Source organism: Kribbella sp. VKM Ac-2566 (assembly GCF_004366005.1).
Taxonomy (GTDB): domain Bacteria; phylum Actinomycetota; class Actinomycetes; order Propionibacteriales; family Kribbellaceae; genus Kribbella; species Kribbella pratensis.
The window spans coordinates 84,635-101,766 of record NZ_SODT01000009.1 but is presented as its reverse complement, the minus strand read 5'-3'; the positions used below and the strand labels follow the sequence as shown (position 1 = coordinate 101,766).

Here is a 17,132-nt window from a genome sequence, read left to right as displayed (position 1 = left end):
GCTCAGCTCTTCGCCCAGGCCGAGACGATCTCCTGCATCTTCTTCGCCGCCGCGTCCGGCTTGACCGAGCCCTGCAGCAGGTCACTCTGCACGCTGAAGTACTGATCCGCCTGCTTCTTCGGGAACGCTTGGTCCTGGATCGTGTAGAACGGATTGCTGCCGTACTTCTGCGCCCACTCGGCCGACAGCGGCAGCGACTTCGGGTCCGGCTCGGCACCCTTGACGGTCGAGGCGGTGATCTGCAAGGCCTTCTGGGTCTCCGGCTTGGCCAGGAAGTCCAGCAGTTCGGCCGCCTTGTCCGGGTTGCTCGCCTTGGCGTTGATCATGTAGCCCTCGACGAACCCGGAGTGCCGGGCGGGTGTCTTGTCGGTCGGCAGCTCGAAGTTGCCGAAGCCCGACGGGCTCTTCTTCGCGGACAGGATGGCGGCGGCCTCCGTCCAGGGGCCGACGATGGTGTACGCCGTCTTGCCCTGCACGTACCACGGTTCGACGTCGGACGGGTCCAGGCCCAGCGCACCCTGCGGCAGCCACTTCTTGTCCTGCCACTTCTTGAAGAGCGTGAACGCCTCGACCACCTCCGGCCGGTCCCAGCTCTCGTCACCGGTCAGCAGCTTGTCGTGCAGCTCCGGCCCGGCGGTGTGCTCGAGCAGGTACTCGAACAGCCGCATGATGTCCCAGCCGTACTTTCCGCCCAGGCCACACGGCGTGACGCCGACGGCGACCAGCTTGTCGTTGACCTCCTCCAGCTCGGCATAGCTCTTCGGTGGCGCGCTGACGCCGGCCTTGGCGAACAGCGACTTGTTGTACCAGGCCCCGAGACCGAGCGACAGCAACGGCAGCCCGGCCTTCATGCCTTCGAAGGTCATCCCCTCGATCGCCTGCTTGTTGATCGAGCTGTCCCACCCGTACTTCTGGTAGTACGGCGCCAGGTCGAGCACCTGCTTCGCCTTCGCGAACGGACTACCGATCTGACCGCCCCAGATCCGCCAGATGTCCGGTCCCTTGCCGCCGAGCAGCTGGGTCCGGAGCTTGTCCGGGTAGACCGCGGCACCCGATCCGGGCAGGCTCTCGACGGTGGTCGTCGTACCGGCCTGCTGGTCGAACTTCTTCAGCTGCGCCTTGAACAGGCCGATGGTCTCGTCGCCTTCGTAGGTGAAGACGCGCAGGTCGTTCGAGGCCGCGCCGGTGGCGCCGCCACTGCTGGTCGACGTACCACCGCCCGTGCAGGCGGACAGACCGGCGCCGAGTGCGGCGGCGGACGTGAGACCGAGGAAGCCACGGCGGCTGAACGTGCTCATGAGGTGCTCCTTTGGCGGGCAAAACGGCGGATCTTGGCGAACATGTCCTCCAGCAGGAAGCGGACATCGACCTGCTCGCAGACCTGGATGGGGTTGTCGGTGCCGGGCAGGTACCAGCCGTCGACACCGAAGCGCGGCGCCGGACGGGTCCGGAAGTTGCCGCTGTGCGGGTAGAGCATCAGGGAGATGGCAGGCGAGTCGCCGAGGGAGCGGGACTCGATCGGCTCGCCGTGGTACGTCGCGTTCCACTCGATCAGCTGCTCGATGAGGTACTTGCCCAGCGGACCGGCGTCGCCGATCTTCTCCTCGAGCTCGGCGTAGCTGACCGAGACCTTGGTGTAGACGTCGCTCGGGACCTGCCAGACCGTGATCCCGGAGCCGAACACCACGTTGGCGGCGTGGATGTCGTTGGACAGGTTGAACTCCATCCGGTGGTCGGCCGCGTAGCCGTTGTAACCGCGACCGCCGATCCAGACCACGATCACGTTCCGGTGCACGAGCTCCGGGTCGAGCAGGATCGCCGACGCCATGTCGGTGAGCGGGCCGAGGAACGACACGAACAGCGGGTCACCCTCGGAGGCCAGCTTGGACTCCTCGATGATCAACTGCGCGCCGGGCGAGTCGAGCGGAGTCTGCTCGTCCGGGATGCCGGTGGCGGCGCCGTTCGCGACCGTGACCTGGCCGGTCAGGTCCATCAGGTCCAGCAGCAGGTCGATCTCCTCGCGGGACTCCTCCATACTGCGGTCCGATCGGCGGGTGCCGAAGTGCGCGGGGATCAGGCCGCGGACGTCGAAGGTCGGCGACAGCAGCCCGTGCACGATCGCGAACTGGTCGTCCGCCTCGTTCTTGGCATCGGTGTTGATGATCACCCGGCGTCTGGTCGGCCTCACGCGCTCTCCTCCGGCTTTGGCGACGAATAGATATTCAGTAGTGCATAGCCTGTCGCCATGAGTGTCACCACGCGGCTAGAGTCACGTCAAGAGCTCAGTTGAAACTTGGAGGGGCGATGGTCCAGGCGGTACTGGCGGTCGACCAGGGCACGACCAACTCCAAAGCCGCCCTGGTCACCGCCGCCGGCCACGTCCTCGCCACCGCCTCCGCCCCGGTCGGCCTGTCCACCCCGCGCCCAGGCTGGGTCGAACAAGACGCGACCGACCTGTGGCAGAGCGTCCTGACAACGATCACCACCTGCCTGACCACCGCCTCGTCTTCCTCCGCCTCGGTCGAGGTCGTCGCCGTGGCGCTCTCCACCCAGCGCGAATCCGTCGTGGGCTGGGACCGGTCGGGCGAACCGGTTGGCCCCGTTCTCGGCTGGCAGGACGTACGAACCGCCGAGTGGTGCGCCCAACTCCCCTCGTCCGTCGACGACCTGGTCCGCCGACGCACCGGACTGCGCGTGGACGCGATGTTCTCCGCGCCCAAGATGCGCTGGCTCCTCGACCGGTCCGACGCGTACGTCGGCACCGTCGACGCCTGGTTGATCCATCGACTGACTGGTTGCCAGGAGCACCTGACCGAGGCCGGCAACGCCTCCCGGACCTTGCTCTACGACACACTCGAGCTCGACTGGTCGACCGAACTACTCGAAGCGTTCAACGTGCCCCGGGCAGCGCTCCCCGACGTACGGCCGTCGAACGCCGGCTTCGGAGTCACGAAAGACGTACCGGGACTGGCCGACGGCATCCCGATCGTGGCCGTGCTGGCGGACTCACACGCGGCGATGTACGGGCAGGGCTGCACGCAGGCAGGGATGGCGAAGGCGACGTACGGAACCGGCTCGTCGGTGATGACGCCGGTGGACGGTTTCGTGCCGAGCGGGTGCACGCTCGCCTGGCTGACCGATCGGCCGATGTACGCGCTGGAAGGGAACATCGTGTCGTCCGGGGCCGCGCTCGCCTGGACGGCCGACCTCCTCGGCCTGCCGAATGTCGGCGCGCTGACGGCGCTCGCGGCGACTGTCCCGTCGGCCGAGGGCGTCGTACTGGTGCCGGCCTTCGCGGGGCTCGGGGCGCCGCACTGGGATCGCGAAGCGCGGGCGGCACTGACCGGGATGAGCAGTTCGACCACGCGGGCGCACATCGCGCGCGCGGCGGTAGACGCGGTCGCTCACCAGATCTGCGACATCACGGACACCATCCCCGGCACGCTCAGCAGTCTCCGCGCGGACGGCGGCGCGACCGTGTCCGAGCTGCTCATGCAGACGCAGGCGGATCTGCTCGGCCATCCGGTCGAGGCTGCCGACGTATCCGAGATATCTGCCCTCGGTGTGGCCGAGCTGGCCTGGACCACACTCGGGGAGACGACCGGCTGGGCCGGAAAGCGGTCCTTCCGGACGTTCGAGCCCGAACCCGACGCCGGCGATCGTGGTCGGCGCCGAGCCGAGTGGGCCCAGGCGGTCGCCTCGGTGCGCGTCAGGCCAGCTTGATCCGGAACACAGCCAGCCGGGCGTCGTGGCCGTCGACGCTCATCGGGATCGTCTTCGTCCCGACCAGATCGAGCCGGACCGAGCCGTCGCCGGGCAGCCAGTTGATGCGGTCGATGCCGTGGGCATACACCTTGTGCTCGGCGTCCTGACCGGTCGCCCGGTCGTAGCCGGGGTTGTTGGTGTCCGCGGTCCAGATCACCAGGTGACCGTTGTCGTGGTGGGCCATCACGCGCTCGCGGTGGAGCTTCTTGTGCAGCTGCCACTCGTCGCGCAGGTTCGGGTTGTTGTTGCCGTTGTAGGCGCCGGCGATGTAGTGCGAGTTGATCAGGGCGAACTTCAGCCCTGGGTGGGCGGTGTGCTCGACGACCACCTCGTTGATGAAGCGCGGCGGGGTCACGTTGGCGATGCCGCCGTGGACGAAGGTCCGCTGCGAGTTCACGATCTTCCACGGCGCCGGCACCGAGATCGGCACCCGGAAGGACTTGGGGTCGCGCAGGAACGCGTTGTGGTACTTGCTCCCGAAGTGCCGCGTGATCATCGGCACCTCACCCGAGTCACCCTCACCGATCTCCTGCCAGCCGACGAACGGCCGGTACCCCGGATCGCCACCGCGGACTGCCCGAATCGCCGCCTCCCGGGCACCGAGGTGCTTACGCCCGATATTGGCCGTCACCACCGGCAGCCGGAACCACCCGGTTCCGGCCGCAGCTCTCGACGCCGCATCCTCCGGTCGAGCCGCTGATGCCGACTGGGCGGCGGCCACCGAACCGAGCGTAGCCGCGCCGGCCAGCGCACCACCCCCGAGCAACAGAGCCTGCCGTCTACTGATCCTTTCGGCCATGACCACCTCCGCAAGAGTCCGGCACCGTGGCCGGAGGGCGTTTGTCTTGTTGACGGGCTACGACGTAGCCAACCTCACAGCCGTTCCACCCGGGTGGTGGAGATCGCTTTCCGTTACAGGTTGACGGGAGGTTTTCGCCCACCTATGGTTACGGTCACAAGCTGCGGAAAGCCCTTTCCAAGGCTCGAAGGGAGGCGCACATGTGTGAGTTCGAGCCCGGACCGGCCGTGGCGCTGCCGGGCGGTATCGGCATCTCGAAGCTGACGGTGTACGACATCGAGGCTCCCGACGGCCTGGTCGGCGGTACGCCGCATGTGCACCTGGCCTGCTCCGAGGGGTATTACGTGGTTGCCGGCACCGGCGCCGTACAGACCCTGAACACGAAGGGTTACACCCAGACCCCGCTGCAGGCAGGAACCGTGGTCTGGTTCGACCCGGGCACGATCCACCGGCTGGTCAACGGCGGCGGTCTGCAGATCCTCACGCTGATGTCCAACTCCGGACTCCCCGAGGCCGGCGACGCCGTCCTGACGTTGCCGCCCGAGCACCTCACCGACCGCGAGACATACCTGCGAGCCACCACCCTCACCGGTGAGGGCGAGGACCGTACGGCGTCCGCGATGGCCCGGCGCGACCTCGCGCTGCAGGGGTACGCCGTACTGCGGGAACGGTACGAGGCGGAAGGACCCGCGGCGCTGGACGACTTCTTCGCGGCGGCGATCCAGATCGTGCAGCCGCAACTCGCGGACTGGCGGAAGCGCTGGGAAGACGGCGCCCGCCGACTCGCGGACGAGACCGGTGCCGCGCTGGACGCACTGGAGGCCGGCACCGCGCCGCACCTGCAGTCCGCCGAGCTCCATCGACTCCCCGCCCCCACCGAGCTCGGCCGGCACGGCATGTGCGGCCGCCTCGATGTTTATGACACTCAAGCGCGAGAGGTAAGACTGTGAACGAGCGACGCATCGGCATCGTGATGAACGGCGTCACCGGCCGGATGGGCCTGCGCCAGCACCTCGAGCGCTCCATCGTGGCGATCCGGCAGCAGGGCGGAATCCCCGCCGCGGACGGCACGATGATCATCCCCGAACCGATCCTGGTCGGGCGCAACGAGCTGAAGCTGCGCCGGATCGCCGAACAGTACGGCCTGGAGCGGTACACCACCGACCTGGCCGAGGCGCTGGCCGCGCCGGACGTGGAGATCTACTTCGACTCGCAGCTCACCCAGCTGCGCGAGAAGGGCGTCCGGGCCGCGGTCGAGGCCGGCAAGGCGATCTATTGCGAGAAGCCGATCGCCGAGAGCCTGGACGCGGCCGTCGACCTGGCCAAGCTGGTTCTCGACTCCGGCCTGAAGAACGGCGTGGTGATGGACAAGCTGTCGCTGCCCGGCCTGCGGAAGCTGAAGCGGCTGATCGACGGCGGGTTCTTCGGCCGGATCCTCTCGGTCCGCGGCGAGTTCGGCTACTGGGTCTTCGAGGGCGACTGGCAGGAGGCGCAGCGGCCGTCCTGGAACTACAAGTCCGAAGAGGGCGGCGGCATCATCCTGGACATGTTCTGCCACTGGCGGTACGTGCTCGACCAGCTGTTCGGCGAGGTCAAGTCGGTGTACTGCCAGGGCGCGACGCACATCCCGACCCGGGTCGACGAGAACGGCGACAAGTACAGCGCCACCGCGGACGATGCGGCGTACGGCGTGTTCGAGCTCGAGGGCGGGATCGTCGCGCAGCTGAACTCGTCCTGGGCCACGCGGGTGTTCCGCGACGAGCTGGTCGAGTTCCACGTCGACGGGACCGAGGGGTCCGCGGTCGCCGGCCTGCGGAACTGCCGCGCCCAGCACCGGTCCGCGACGCCGAAGCCGGTGTGGAACCCGGACCTCCCGGTCACCGAGAAGTTCCGCGACCAGTGGGCGACGGTGCCGGACAACGAGCCGATGGACAACGGGTTCAAGGTCCAGTGGGAGATGTTCCTGCGGCACGTGGTCGACGGCACCCCGTTCACCTGGGACTTCGCCGAGGCCGCCAAGGGCGTCCAGCTGGCCGAGCTCGGCCTCAAGTCCTGGCACGAAGGTCGCAAGCTCGAGGTGCCCGCCCTCGACCTCGGGACCAACTGATGGCCCTGGAGCTCCGCCTCCCGGCTGATCCCACCGCCTCCGGCGGACTGGAGAAGTATCGCCTCATCGGTCAGCCGGTTGCTCAAGGCACCTATTCCCCGGCGAGCTCGCGGTTGGCGTTCGCGGCGGCGCATGTGGTTGCGGATCCGTTGGGTGACAACTCGCCGGGTGCGCCTGCCGTGATCGACTGGGAGCACACGCTGGAGTTCCGGCGGCACCTGTGGTCGCTCGGGCTGTCGGTCGCGGAGGCGATGGACACCGCGCAACGTGGGATGGGCCTCGACTGGAAGGCCACGCAGGAACTGATCCGCCGCTCGGCGGCCGAGGCACCCGACGGCCGGATCGCGGTCGGCGCGGGAACCGATCAGCTTGCCCCCGGCAAGCATTCGCTCGAAGACGTGATCTCCGCCTACGAGGAGCAGCTCGCCGTCGCGGAGGCGGCCGAGGCGCAGCCGATCATGATGGCCAGTCGTGCGTTGTGTGCTGCAGCCGAATCCCCCGACGACTACCGCAAGGTGTACGACCGTCTACTCACGCAGTCGACCCGACCGGTCATCCTGCACTGGCTGGGCTCGATGTTCGATCCCGCGCTCGAAGGCTACTGGGGAAGCGCCTCGGTGGACGCGGCAGCGGACACCGTGGTCGAGCTGATCAACGACAACGTGTCAAAGGTCGACGGCATCAAGATCTCGCTCCTCGACGCCTCGAAGGAAGTTGCCCTGCGCAACCGCCTCCCCGAGGGCGTCCGGCTCTACACCGGGGACGACTTCAACTACCCCGAACTGATCCGCGGCGACGGCGAACGGCACAGCGACGCGCTGCTCGGGATCTTCGCCGCGATCGCACCGGCGGCAGCAGCTGCACTCAAGGCTCTGGACGAGGGTGACCTGGAGACGTACGAGAAGGTGTTCGCGCCGACGGTCCCGTTGGCGCGCCAGATCTTCTCCGCGCCGACGTACTACTACAAGACCGGCATCGCCTTCCTGGCTTGGCTCAACGGGTTCCAGCCCGGGTTCACGATGGTCGGTGGCCTGCAGACGGGACGGTCGCTGCCGCATCTCGCGGACACGTTCCGGCTCGCGGACCAGGCCGGCGTACTGACGAATCCCGAGCTGGCCGTCGATCGGTTCCGGCAGCTGTTGCGCGTGAGTGGGATCGACGCGTGAACAGGTACAGCCTCAACCAGGCGACCACGAAGTACTGGCCGCTCGAGGACGTCGTCGCAGCGAGCGCGAAGGCCGGTCTGGAGTGGATCGGGCTGTGGCGCGAGCCGATCCAGGAGTACGGCGTCGACAAGGCGGCTCGTCTGGTCGCGGACGCCGGCCTGAAGGTCTCGTCGTTGTGCCGTAGCGGCTTCTTCACGTCGACCGACGCGGTCGAGCGGAAGGCGAAGATCGAGGACAACCGGCGCGCGATCGACGAGGCCGCGACGGTCGGTACGTCGGTGCTCATCCTCGTCAGCGGTGGACTGCCGCCCGGATCACGTGACCTCGACGGCGCCCGCGGCATGGTGCGCGACGGGATCGCCGAGCTGGCGCCGTACGCCGAAGAACGCGGTGTCACGCTGGCGGTCGAGGCGCTGCACCCGATGTTCTGCTCGGACCGGTGCGTGGTGTCGTCGCTGGGCGGCGCGCTCGACCTGGCGGAGCAGTTCCCGGCGTCGCAGGTCGGTGTGATCGTGGACGCCTACCACCTGTGGTGGGACGCGGACGTGTACCGGCAGATCGAGCGGGCCGGCGAGCGGATCGTGTCGTACCAGGTCAGCGACTGGGTGGTCCCGCTGCCCGCGGACACGCTGCTCGGGCGCGGCATGATGGGCGACGGTTCGATCGAGCTGCGCCGGCTCCGCGAGGCCTGCGACGCGGCCGGGTACGACGGACCGATCGAGGTCGAGATCTTCAACCAGCAACTGTGGGACGCGCCGGGACAGGAGGTCTTCGACCTGGCGCTGGCGAGGTATCAGGAACACGTCCTCTGACAAGGAGCTGCCTGTATGACTGACCGGACCATTCCTGCCGACGGAATCGGGATGCACCTCTACACGATGCGAGATGTGCTGGCCGAGGACTATCCGGGGACGCTGAAGCGGCTCGCCGGGATCGGGTACCGCACGGTGGGGGTGAGTGGGCGGTTCGACCACACCGCGGCGGAGATCCGTGGGTTCGCGGACGACGCCGAGCTGTCGATCGTGCTGGAGCATGTCGGGTACGCGCGGATGAGCGACGACTGGGCCGGCGCGCTGGCCGACGTACAGACGCTCGGGGCGCAGTGGGTCGTCGTACCGTCGATTCCTTCCGAGCTGCACTCGGTCGAGGGCTTCAAGACCGCCGCGGCCGCGTTCACCGAGGCCGGGAAGGCGGCGCGGGACGCCGGGCTGAAGCTGCTGTTCCACAACCACGGCCGGGACTTCGACGAGGTCGACGGGCAGGTGCTGTACGACATCCTGCTGGACGTGGACCCGGAGCTGCTCGGGTTCGAGCTGGACCTGTACTGGGCGGTCGACGGCGGGCACGACCCGGCGAAGCTGTTCCAGGAGCACCCGGGCCGGTTCCCGGCGCTGCACGTCAAGGACATGGCCGAGGACGGGTCCTGGGAGGACGTCGGAGCCGGAAAACTCGACTTCGGCGCGATGTTCGCGCACGCGGAGTCGGGAGGCGTGGAGCAGTACCTGGTCGAGCACGACAAGCCCACGGACGCCTGGCACTCGGCCGAGCGCAGCTACCGCGGACTGACCGAACTCCGGTACTGAGTCCTGTGACAACAAACGCTTAACCGGGTCAGCTGTGGATACGAGTGCTCACCCCCGGTGAAATCGGCCTATTCTCAACGAGTGCAGAACGAGCCATCGGTCCGGCTGTCTGCCGTCCGTCGCCTGTACGAGGTGAGCGCGCGGATGGGGGCCGGGCGAAGCCTTGCCGAAACGCTGCAGGCGGTCGTCGACGGCGTCGTGAACGGGCTCGGCTTCGGCATCGCGGTCCTGAATATCCGGCACCCGGACGGGAAGTTCGAGGTGATCGCCGTCGCCGGGTCGCCGGAGGCCCGGGCGGCGCTGCTCGGGAAGGTGAGCGCGTCGGACCTGTTCGACGCCGAGTTCGCGATCGCGGACGCGTGGGGCAAGCTCCGGTTCGTCCCGCACGAGCGGCTGCCGGAGGGCGAGGTGACCGGCTGGGTGCCCGACGTACCGGTGTCCGACGCGCCGGACGCGTGGCATCCGCTGGACGCGCTGTTCGCGCCGCTGTACTCGTCGGACGGCGACTTGGTCGGGATGCTGTCGGTCGACCTGCCCGAGGACCAGCGCCGGCCGGGTCCGATCCACCGGGAGCTTCTGGAGATCTTCGCGACCCAGGCCGGGCTGGCGATCGACAAGGCGCGGTTGACCGATCGGCTGCTGGCCGAGAAGACCCGGCTGGAGGCGAGCGAGGCGACGTTCCGGCTCGTCTTCGAGGGCGCCGGGAACGGGATGGCGACGGTCGCGTTCGACGGGCCGGAGCTGGGCCGGATCCTGCGGGTGAACGACGCGTTCTGCCGGATCACCGGCTACACGCCGGACCAGTTGCTCGGGACGCGGCTGGTGAGCTTCCTGCGCGACGAGGAGCCGGATCAGACCCGGAGCGAGCTGGAAGAGGTTGCCGCTAGCAACGGTACGTACCGCTTCGAGCGGGTGTTCACGCAGCCGAGCGGGAACGCGATCTGGCTCGCCGGTACGGCGGCACTCGTCACGCAAGGCGCCGGGCGGCCGCGGATCCTGCTCGTCCAGATCGACGACGTGACCGCCCGCAAGGACGCCGAACGCGAACTCCGGCACCACGCCGCGCACGACCCGCTGACCGGCCTACCGAACCGCCGCCTCCTGCAGCACCGGTTCACGAAGGTCCTCGAGCAGACCCGGGCCACGGGCCGCCCTGGAGCCCTGCTGTTCTGCGACCTCAACCATTTCAAGCTCGTCAACGACGGCTACGGGCATGAGGCCGGCGACCGCGCACTCCGCGAGATCGCGACCCGGCTGAGTACGGCGGTCCGCCACGGCGACACCGTTGCGCGGTTGGGAGGCGACGAGTTCGCCGTACTGGCCGAAGACATCACCGCCGACGACCTCGCCACCCTCATCACCCGCCTCGAAACCGCCGTCAGCCGCCCCCTCCCCAACATCGCCGTCAAGGTCACCACGAGCGTCGGCACCGTCCCCATCACCCCCACCACCACAGACCTCGACGCCCTCCTCCACGAAGCCGACCAGGCCATGTACACCGCCAAGAACCGCCGCCTTTAGGAGTGGGGGTTCGGCTCGCGGTGCGGGTGGTTGAGGCGATGCAGTGAAGGGCGCGTGCATTTTGAACAGGAGATGTCGGGTGGCCGGGTAGTGCACCTGAGCGTGAATGTGCTCCTGCGTACGGCGTCTCCCTGGTGCTCTACCTGTCGAGCTTGCACACCGTCGAGTGACTGGCGCGCGACCGTTCGCGACGCGCGGCGGCGGGGGTGGGGACAGGTGCTGGTGACTGGGGACAGGCAATAGCAGGTCCCGCCCCACCACCGCCTGTCCCGAGTGGTGTGCCAAGGCCTGTGGTTGGTTGGATCTGTCTCCGGGGTGGGGAGAGTTACTGCCCGATCTGGGTAGGCAGGACTCCCCAACCCCCACCCTTCACCTTCGCGCCGGGACGGTCGCTCGGCGCGTGGGGTTAGCGTCTCCTGCTCAGGTTATGAGCCGAGGGTTTTGAGGGGTTCGTCGGTCAGGCGGTAGATGGTCCATTCGTCTTGGGGTTTGGCGCCCAGGGACTTGTAGAAGTCGATGGCGGGGGTGTTCCAGTTGAGGACGGACCATTCGAGGCGTTCGTAGTTGTTGCGGACGCATTCCTGGGCGAGGGCGGTGAGGAGGGCTTTGCCAAGGCCGGTGCCGCGGGTTTCGGGGCGGACGAAGAGGTCTTCGAGGTAGATGCCGTGGACGCCGCGCCAGGTGGAGAAGCTCAGGAACCAGATCGCGCAGCCGGCTACCTGGCCCTCGTGTTCGGCGACGTGGCAGAACGCGGCGGGGGTGTCGCCGAAGAGGGCGGTCCGGAGTTGGTCCGCGGTCAGGTGGCACTCCTCGGGAGCACGTTCGTACTCCGCGAGCGCGTACACCAGTTCCACGATCGCCGGGATGTCCTCCGGCCGGGCACGGCGGATGCGTTCGTCGGTCTGCATACGGCCTATCCTGCACCGGTCAGGTCTGGCGCTCGGCCCCCGCCTCGGCTTCCAGCTCGACGGCATGGGCGCCTGGACGCGTGTCGTCGACGTCGATCTGCTCCGACTCGTCGATCCCGGCGTACGTCGAGTTCTGCAACTGCAGGGCGGCTGCCAGTTCCGGGTCGGCGCGCAGGACGGAGCCGCGTTCGACGGTCAGCTTGTCGAAGACGGCGTACATCTTCCGCGGGTCCGGGTCCGTGCTCTTCTGCAGGTCTTCCGGGTACGACGCACTCGACGCCGCGTTCCACTCGTCCCGCTCGACCCGGTCGAAGTCGAGGCGGTACGGCGACATCTCGGACACGTGGCTGATGAACTGCTTGGCGGTCGCGCCGTTTCCTTCGCGGAACGGGTGCGTGAGGTTCTGGTAGCTGTACACCTCGGCGATGCTCTGCACGAACTCCTCGCGCGACATCGTCGACCAGTCCTTGTCCTTGACCTTCGCACTGACCTTGTCGGTCCACTTGTCCAGGCGATCGGCCGGCACGAACGGGTTGCCCTGCTTGGAGATGTTCACGTCCCGGAACTTCCCGGCCCAGTCGTACACGTCCTGGAACATGTGTTTGTGGATCGCCTGCAGGTGCGCCTTGTCGTACGTGCGCGGGATGTCGACCTCACCGCGGTCGATCTCGCCCTGCCGGACGGCCCGCAGCCTGTACTCGGCGAAGTGCAGCTCGATCGGGTTCTTGATGTCGAGCTTGTTCTTCAGACAGCTGCCCGGCTCCCAGAAGTACGCGTCCCAGCGCTGCTTCCTGGCGGCGGCCTCCGCGGCTTCCTCCGGCGAGACCTCCTCGGTCACGCCGGTCCGCCGTCGGTCACCTTCGACAGCGTCCGGCGGATGTACTCCGCGGTGTCGATCCGGCCCAGTTCGCGGTCGATCAGATCAGCGACGTCGTCCCGGCCGGGTTCCCAGCCCTCCAGGCGGTTGTTCGCCAGCGCGTCGCTGACCCGCTGCTTCTGCTCGTCGTCGAGTTGGTCGAACAGGTCCGGCCACCGGCGCGCGTAGCGGCACGGTTCGTACGGCATCGGTCAGCTCCCCGTGTAGTCGGCAATTCCGGTCAGCCTAGCGAAGCTCCGGTTCCTACCGTTCACTCTCGTTAATTTACCGAACTGAGTCGTTAACCTCCGCGTCAAGCCACCGCCACCCACCGCCTGAACACTGACAGCGCTTCGACCGCCCATTCCTGGAGGAAACAATGCCTGTCTCCCGCCGTCGCTTCCTCGGGTACGGGGGTACGGGCGCTGCCGCCGTACTGCTCGGCACCGGGGCCTGGGACGCCTCGACCACGTACGCGTCCCCGTCCGGCACCGGCAACCCGTTCACGCTCGGGGTCGCCTCGGGCGATCCGCAGTACGACGGGGTTGTGCTGTGGACCCGTCTGGCCACCGATCCGTACGCCGTCGACGGGAAGGGCGGCATGCCCGCACGCCCGGTCCGGGTCGAGTACGAGGTCGCGTACGACGAGAACTTCCGCCACGTCGTACGGCGCTCCAGCGTCGTCGCAACCCCTGAACTCGGGCACAGCGTCCACCCCGAGGTCCGCGGCCTGCTGCCGGACCACGTGTACTACTACCGCTTCCGCACGGGTCACGAGGTCTCGCCGACCGGCCGGACCCGAACCGCCCCGCACCCGCTGGCGAACCCGCGCGAGCTGCGGTTCGCGTTCGCGTCCTGCAACGCCTGGCAGGACGGGTACTTCACGGCGTACGACCACATGGCCGACGAAGACCTCGACCTGGTCGTGCACCTCGGCGACTACCTGTACGAGTCCGGCGTGAAGACCAACAAGCGCGGCGTGACCACCGACCCGCGGTTCCACACCGAGACGTTCGACCTCGCGCGATACCGGCTGCAGTACTCGCTGTACAAGACCGAGGCCCCGCTGCAGGCCGCGCACGCCGCGCACCCGTGGATCCACACGTTCGACGACCACGAGGTGGAGAACAACTGGGCCGGCGACCTCTCCCAGCTCGACACCGAGCCGGACCAGGACCCGGCCGTCTTCCGCGCCCGCCGCGCCCAGGCGTTCCAGGCGATGTACGAGAACCTGCCGGTGCGGCACGAGCAGATGCCGTCCGGGCCGGACATCCGCTACCACCGCCGGCTCCCGTACGGCCGGCTCGCGGACTTCACGATCCTCGACACCCGCCAGTACCGCAGCGACCAGCCGTGCGGTGACGGCGACTCGTCCACGTGCGACGACCGGTTCGACCCGGACAACACGATGCTCGGCGGCAAGCAGCGCGCCTGGCTGCTGGACGGTTTCCGCCGCTCGAAGGCGCGCTGGCAGGTGATCGGCAACCAGACCCCGATGGGCCAGACCGACTGGACGCCGGGCCCGGAGACCCACGTCTGGCTGGACCCGTGGGACGGTTATGTTGCCGAGCGCAACAAGGTGCTCGCGGCCGCGCAGGACAGCGGCGTCCGCAACCTGGTGGTGATCACCGGCGACCGGCACCAGAACTACGCGCTCGAACTGAAACGCGACTTCGCGAACCCGGACTCGGCAACGGTCGGCACCGAGTTCGTCGGTACGTCGATCACCAGCGGCGGCAACGGCGCCGACACGACGGACCAGGGTCAGCAGTTCCTGGCCGCGAACCCGCACCTGAAGTTCTTCAACTCACAGCGCGGCTACTCGCGCGTCACGATCGACCAGCACGAGTGGCGCAACGACTTCCGGGTCGTGCCGTACGTCGACACGCCGGGCGCTCCGATCAGCACGCGCGCGACGTACGTCGTCGAGGACCGCCGCCCGCACGTCCACTCAGCCTGACCTTAACGTCGGGCGAAGACCCCCAGGGCGTCGTAGGCGATCCAAGAACCTTGGTCTTTGAAGAGTTCGAGGGTGTTCTGCCCGGGGCGGAAGAGGGCCTTCGGCAACGGAAGCTCGAGGTACGACGGTTTGAGCGGCGATCCCGGGTAGGTGCTGTCGGCAATGGTCGAGCCCTTGGTGGCGCCGTTCGCGAAGGTGAGGCGGCTGGCCTCGGTGCCGTTGATCGTCAGGAGCGCCGAGGCCGCGAGGCTGGCGTGACTGTCGATCAACCAGAGCGCGAGGTCGAGATCCTGTTCGGGTACGGCGGGAAGGTCGAAGCGGAACGTGGCGCGGTGGTTCTTCGTGCCGGCCCACTTGTCCGCCGGACCGGGTAGGAGGTAGGACCAGTCCGCGGCCGGGGTCGACGTACCGAACGTGTAGTCGACGTCCGACGGGAAGCGGGTCGGGTACTGGGCGTAGCCCTTCGGCGAGAGGGCCAACTCGGAACCCTTGCCGTCGAACGTGCCGACCGTCGCGATCGGCGTACCGGAGATCGTGACGGACGTCAGGTTCGCGACCGCCGTCGCCGGCGACTGTGCGGACCGGTTGCCTGCAGCATCGACCGTCACGACCGAGTACGACCGCGTGACGCCGGTGAAACCGAGACCGCGGTGCACGAAGTGCGGGTAGACGGTCTTGCCGATCAGGGTCCCGTCGGCGTACACCGCGTAGTGGTCGACGACGGTCGCCCACGAGACGGGCTTCCAGTCGAGCGTCACGATTCTGATGCCGCCGGCGCCACGTAGGCCGGTGATTGCTGGTGGTCGACGCATCACAGTGCCTCCAGGCGGGGATCGGCAACGGGCGTGCGGAAGCGGGCGACGACGTTCGGCTGAGCGTTCGCGTCGGCCTGGATGTACGGGAAGTTCACGAACTCGGTGGTCAGCTCGGAGCGCGTCATCGTGCTGTGCACGTAGCCGCGACGGGCGTTGTAGAGCTTCATGTACGGGTGCTGCAGCCAGTCCTTCGCGTACGTGTCGGTGTCGGTGCCGTCGCCGTTCGAGCCGACCGACGAGCAGACGAGCTCGACTCCGACGGTCCGCGAGGCGGGGTCGGCGAAGTCGAGTTTGAGCTCCGACGCGACGTGGCGGTGGATGTCGCCGGTGAGCATCACCGACGTCCCGGCTCCACCCATCGCATCGAGGACGCGGCGGCGGTTCGCCGGATAGCCGTCCCATTGCTCGGTGCGATCGTCGGTGACAGCGCTGAGTACGACGCCGCCCGCGACGATGTTCCACGGCGCGCGCGAGCCGCGAAGTCCGTCGTACAGCCAGGTTTCCTGCTCGGCACCCATGATCGTGCGCTTCTCGGAGACGCGATCGGCCTCGTCGACAGGCAACGGGTCGCGGTACTGGCGGGTGTCGAGGAGATGGACCCTCGCGAGTGAGCCGATGTCGTACCGGCGGTAGATGCGGCCGTCCGGACCCTGCGGCAGGCTGCCGAGGGCGAGCGGCGCGTTCTCGTAGTACGCGCGGTACGCGACGGCACGGCGATGGACGAAGAGCTCGGGCGGTACGCCGTACAGCGAGTTGGCGGCGCCGTAGTTGTTCTGCACCTCGTGGTCGTCCCAGACCAGGAACCAGGGCGCGACCGCGTGCGCCGCCTGGAGATCGGGGTCGGTCTTGAACAGGCTGTAGCGCAAGCGGTACTGCTCCAGCGTCTCGATCTCGACGCCGTGCTCCGGTGCGACCGTGACGCCCGCGCGCCAAAGGTTGTCACCGGCAACGATCCCGTACTCGTAGATGTAGTCGCCGAGGAAGAACACCGCATCCGGGGCGCGCCGGGCGATGTCGCGATGCGCGGCGAAGTAGCCGTGGTACCAGGCCTGGCAGGACGCGGTCGCGAACGTGAACTGGTCGCCGTACGCCGGCAGCGTCTTGGTGCGACCGACCGGGCTGACCTGCGTGCCGACGCGGAAGCGATAGAAGTACTCGCGTCCCGGCCGGAGACCACGTACCTCCGGGTGGACGGCGTGCGCCAGGTCGGGCGAGGCGATCGCGAGCCCTCGCCGTACGACGATCCGGAAGCGACTGTCCTCGGCCACCTCCCACTGCACCGGCACCTCACCGTTCGGCATGCCGCCGTGGCCGTCGACGGCGAGCGGGTCAGGGGCGAGCCGGGTCCACAGCACGAAGCCGTCGGGGCGTGGATCGCCGGACGCGACGCCGAGGGCGAACGCGCCGTCCGGGATCGGGCGGGCCGGGGTGGCGTCGGCCGCGGTCGGCGCGGAGATGCCGAGCGTGACCGAGACCGCGCTCAGGCCGGTGAGCTGGAGAAAGGTACGACGGGACGGCACTGGCGGCTCCGTTCCTCGGGCGAGTTCCGCCATATTCTTACGTAACAACACTTCTATTTGTAAGCCCTTGACTACATTGACCACTCGTGGTGCTGAATCCCTGCGGAGATTCCTGTTGGATTTCGCAGTCCG

At 68.2% G+C, this 17,132-nt stretch carries 16 protein-coding genes; 8 read left to right on the top strand and 8 right to left on the bottom strand.

Annotated elements, in window-relative coordinates; all coding sequences use genetic code 11:
• Positions 1 to 2 precede the first annotated feature (2 nt).
• On the bottom strand, positions 3 to 1,298 hold the full coding sequence (locus EV647_RS12010; RefSeq protein WP_134002172.1) for an ABC transporter substrate-binding protein: 1,296 nt from the start codon (positions 1,296 to 1,298) through the stop codon (positions 3 to 5).
• The gene (locus EV647_RS12005; RefSeq protein ID WP_134002170.1) at positions 1,295 to 2,188 is read right to left on the bottom strand and encodes a nucleoside hydrolase; all 894 of its coding nucleotides are present in this window, start codon (positions 2,186 to 2,188) and stop codon (positions 1,295 to 1,297) included. Before EV647_RS12005 ends, EV647_RS12010 begins: the two co-directional genes overlap by 4 nt.
• 116 nt (positions 2,189 to 2,304) lie before the next feature.
• Between EV647_RS12005 and EV647_RS12000 the strand changes: the two genes are divergently transcribed.
• Positions 2,305 to 3,723, top strand: a complete 1,419-nt coding sequence (locus EV647_RS12000) for an FGGY family carbohydrate kinase (protein ID WP_134002168.1) — start codon at positions 2,305 to 2,307, stop codon at positions 3,721 to 3,723.
• On the opposite strand, the gene EV647_RS11995 is transcribed toward EV647_RS12000, so the two are convergent.
• Complete coding sequence (locus tag EV647_RS11995) at positions 3,710 to 4,564, bottom strand: hypothetical protein (RefSeq protein WP_134002166.1); 855 nt, start codon at positions 4,562 to 4,564, stop codon at positions 3,710 to 3,712. The two genes, EV647_RS12000 and EV647_RS11995, sit on opposite strands and share 14 nt — an antisense overlap.
• A gap of 200 nt (positions 4,565 to 4,764) precedes the next feature.
• On the opposite strand from EV647_RS11995, the gene EV647_RS11990 reads away from it, so the two are divergent.
• The 6 genes from EV647_RS11990 to EV647_RS11965 all read left to right on the top strand — a co-directional run bounded on the left by EV647_RS11990 (position 4,765) and on the right by EV647_RS11965 (position 10,941).
• Complete coding sequence (locus EV647_RS11990; RefSeq protein ID WP_134002164.1) at positions 4,765 to 5,514, top strand: cupin domain-containing protein; 750 nt, start codon at positions 4,765 to 4,767, stop codon at positions 5,512 to 5,514.
• A complete protein-coding gene (locus tag EV647_RS11985) occupies positions 5,511 to 6,671 on the top strand; it encodes a Gfo/Idh/MocA family protein (protein WP_134002162.1) in 1,161 nt (386 codons plus the stop codon). The genes EV647_RS11990 and EV647_RS11985 overlap by 4 nt, the downstream gene beginning before the upstream one ends.
• Positions 6,671 to 7,837 (top strand): dihydrodipicolinate synthase family protein, encoded by a 1,167-nt coding sequence (locus tag EV647_RS11980; RefSeq protein WP_134002160.1) that lies wholly within the window; start codon positions 6,671 to 6,673, stop codon positions 7,835 to 7,837. The genes EV647_RS11985 and EV647_RS11980 overlap by 1 nt, the downstream gene beginning before the upstream one ends.
• Positions 7,834 to 8,649 (top strand): sugar phosphate isomerase/epimerase, encoded by an 816-nt coding sequence (locus tag EV647_RS11975; protein ID WP_134002158.1) that lies wholly within the window; start codon positions 7,834 to 7,836, stop codon positions 8,647 to 8,649. The genes EV647_RS11980 and EV647_RS11975 overlap by 4 nt, the downstream gene beginning before the upstream one ends.
• A gap of 15 nt (positions 8,650 to 8,664) precedes the next feature.
• Positions 8,665 to 9,420 (top strand): sugar phosphate isomerase/epimerase, encoded by a 756-nt coding sequence (locus EV647_RS11970; RefSeq protein ID WP_134002156.1) that lies wholly within the window; start codon positions 8,665 to 8,667, stop codon positions 9,418 to 9,420.
• An 81-nt stretch (positions 9,421 to 9,501) separates the two neighbouring features.
• The gene (locus tag EV647_RS11965; protein WP_134002153.1) at positions 9,502 to 10,941 is read left to right on the top strand and encodes a diguanylate cyclase domain-containing protein; all 1,440 of its coding nucleotides are present in this window, start codon (positions 9,502 to 9,504) and stop codon (positions 10,939 to 10,941) included.
• A gap of 425 nt (positions 10,942 to 11,366) precedes the next feature.
• On the opposite strand, the gene EV647_RS11960 is transcribed toward EV647_RS11965, so the two are convergent.
• Genes EV647_RS11960 through EV647_RS11950 form a run of 3 tightly spaced genes read right to left on the bottom strand, consistent with a single transcriptional unit; the run spans position 11,367 to position 12,914 of the window.
• Positions 11,367 to 11,849 (bottom strand): GNAT family N-acetyltransferase, encoded by a 483-nt coding sequence (locus tag EV647_RS11960; protein ID WP_134002151.1) that lies wholly within the window; start codon positions 11,847 to 11,849, stop codon positions 11,367 to 11,369.
• Positions 11,850 to 11,868: 19 nt separating this feature from the next.
• Positions 11,869 to 12,687: a Fic family protein gene (locus EV647_RS11955; RefSeq protein WP_134002149.1), complete on the bottom strand. Its 819-nt coding sequence runs from the start codon at positions 12,685 to 12,687 to the stop codon at positions 11,869 to 11,871.
• Positions 12,684 to 12,914 carry an antitoxin VbhA family protein gene (locus EV647_RS11950; protein WP_134002147.1) on the bottom strand — a complete coding sequence of 77 codons (231 nt, stop codon included), beginning with the start codon at positions 12,912 to 12,914 and terminating at the stop codon, positions 12,684 to 12,686. The genes EV647_RS11955 and EV647_RS11950 overlap by 4 nt, the downstream gene beginning before the upstream one ends.
• Positions 12,915 to 13,084: 170 nt before the next feature.
• Here EV647_RS11950 and EV647_RS11945 point away from each other — a divergent pair, with 170 nt between their 5' ends.
• Positions 13,085 to 14,665 carry an alkaline phosphatase gene (locus tag EV647_RS11945; RefSeq protein WP_134002145.1) on the top strand — a complete coding sequence of 527 codons (1,581 nt, stop codon included), beginning with the start codon at positions 13,085 to 13,087 and terminating at the stop codon, positions 14,663 to 14,665.
• Between the two features lie 2 nt (positions 14,666 to 14,667).
• Here EV647_RS11945 and EV647_RS11940 read toward each other — a convergent pair whose 3' ends face one another.
• Together EV647_RS11940 and EV647_RS11935 are read right to left on the bottom strand one after the other, a co-directional pair.
• A complete protein-coding gene (locus tag EV647_RS11940) occupies positions 14,668 to 15,477 on the bottom strand; it encodes a polysaccharide lyase family protein (RefSeq protein WP_134002143.1) in 810 nt (269 codons plus the stop codon).
• A complete protein-coding gene (locus EV647_RS11935; RefSeq protein WP_238177162.1) occupies positions 15,477 to 17,000 on the bottom strand; it encodes an alkaline phosphatase in 1,524 nt (507 codons plus the stop codon). Before EV647_RS11935 ends, EV647_RS11940 begins: the two co-directional genes overlap by 1 nt.
• Positions 17,001 to 17,132: the final 132 nt, after the last annotated feature.

Coding starts and splice junctions, on each gene's coding strand:
- EV647_RS11980 (WP_134002160.1), top strand. CDS start 6,671: ATGGCCCTGGAGCTCCGCCTCCCGGCTGATCCCACCGCCTCCGGCGGA.
- EV647_RS11945 (WP_134002145.1), top strand. CDS start 13,085: ATGCCTGTCTCCCGCCGTCGCTTCCTCGGGTACGGGGGTACGGGCGCT.
- EV647_RS11995 (WP_134002166.1), bottom strand. CDS start 4,564: ATGGCCGAAAGGATCAGTAGACGGCAGGCTCTGTTGCTCGGGGGTGGT.
- EV647_RS11960 (WP_134002151.1), bottom strand. CDS start 11,849: ATGCAGACCGACGAACGCATCCGCCGTGCCCGGCCGGAGGACATCCCG.
- EV647_RS11970 (WP_134002156.1), top strand. CDS start 8,665: ATGACTGACCGGACCATTCCTGCCGACGGAATCGGGATGCACCTCTAC.
- EV647_RS11990 (WP_134002164.1), top strand. CDS start 4,765: ATGTGTGAGTTCGAGCCCGGACCGGCCGTGGCGCTGCCGGGCGGTATC.
- EV647_RS11940 (WP_134002143.1), bottom strand. CDS start 15,477: ATGCGTCGACCACCAGCAATCACCGGCCTACGTGGCGCCGGCGGCATC.
- EV647_RS12010 (WP_134002172.1), bottom strand. CDS start 1,298: ATGAGCACGTTCAGCCGCCGTGGCTTCCTCGGTCTCACGTCCGCCGCC.
- EV647_RS11950 (WP_134002147.1), bottom strand. CDS start 12,914: ATGCCGTACGAACCGTGCCGCTACGCGCGCCGGTGGCCGGACCTGTTC.
- EV647_RS12000 (WP_134002168.1), top strand. CDS start 2,305: ATGGTCCAGGCGGTACTGGCGGTCGACCAGGGCACGACCAACTCCAAA.